Annotated in this window: 2 protein-coding genes; both read left to right on the forward strand. The window is 65.1% G+C overall.

The genetic code is table 11. The features are described from left to right. Window positions 1-68 precede the first annotated feature (68 nt). Window positions 69-344, forward strand: a complete 276-nt coding sequence (locus NW819_RS04755; RefSeq protein ID WP_414413048.1) for a helix-turn-helix domain-containing protein — start codon at window positions 69-71, stop codon at window positions 342-344. A 31-nt stretch (window positions 345-375) separates the two neighbouring features. Further along, window positions 376-873 (forward strand): winged helix-turn-helix domain-containing protein (locus NW819_RS04760; RefSeq protein ID WP_414413049.1); only part of this gene is annotated, 498 nt, incomplete at its 3' end.

Below are 873 nucleotides of genomic sequence, written 5' to 3' on the forward strand. Positions count from 1 at the left end.
ATGGACTTTGAATAAATATTCCGTTATACTAATATTCATCCGTGTCAAGCCTTTCTCAGGAGGTTGCGATGCCGGCACGCCGGACCCTTCACTTGTGCATCGAGGAACGGGAGGCCCTCGAAGACCTGCGCGATCACGCTCCCAAGCCCTATTTGCGCGAACGGGCGGCGGCATTACTGCTCATCGCGTCCGGCGTACCGCCTGCCGTCGTGGCCCGCGAACGCTTGCTGCGTCCGCGCCATCCGGAAACCGTCTATCTCTGGCTGAATCGCTGGGAAGCCGAGGGCATCGATAGCCTCCCCATCCGGGACGGACGCGGGCGCAAGCCCGCTTTTTCCCCCTGACCACCATGACCCCGAGACGGCGGCGACTGAGGTGGAGCATCTGGTCCGCCGTGACCCGCGGCAGTGTGGGCTGACCCAGACGCGCTGGACCCTGGACGCCATCCGCAGCCAGTTGGCGTGGGGGCGCGACGCCTCGCTGAGCGGGATCGCCCGTATCCTGGATCGGTTGGGCATCACCTGGCAGCGCGCCCGCAGTCATGTGCATAGCCCTGATCCCCACTATCAGGCCAAACTGCAGGAGATTGCGGACGTGGTGGAGTATGCACGCGCGCATCCCAACCAGGTGGTGACCGTGTATCTGGATGAAGTCACGGTCACCCGGCAACCGACCCTGGCCAACGGGTATGGACGGGCGGGCGCCGATCAGGTGCGGGCGGAACGGAGTCTGGCGACCGATTGCGAACTGCGCATCGTGGGCAGTTTGGACGTTGTGACGGGCCAGGTGGTCACCCGGCGGGCGAAGACGATTGGCCTGGCGACGCTGGCGCCGTTCTTCCCGGACCGGCGCGCTGCCTATCCTGAGGCGGAG

The sequence above is a fragment of the Synechococcus sp. R8-2 genome (genome assembly GCF_047461715.1).
In the GTDB taxonomy this organism is placed as follows: domain Bacteria; phylum Cyanobacteriota; class Cyanobacteriia; order Thermostichales; family Thermostichaceae; genus Thermostichus.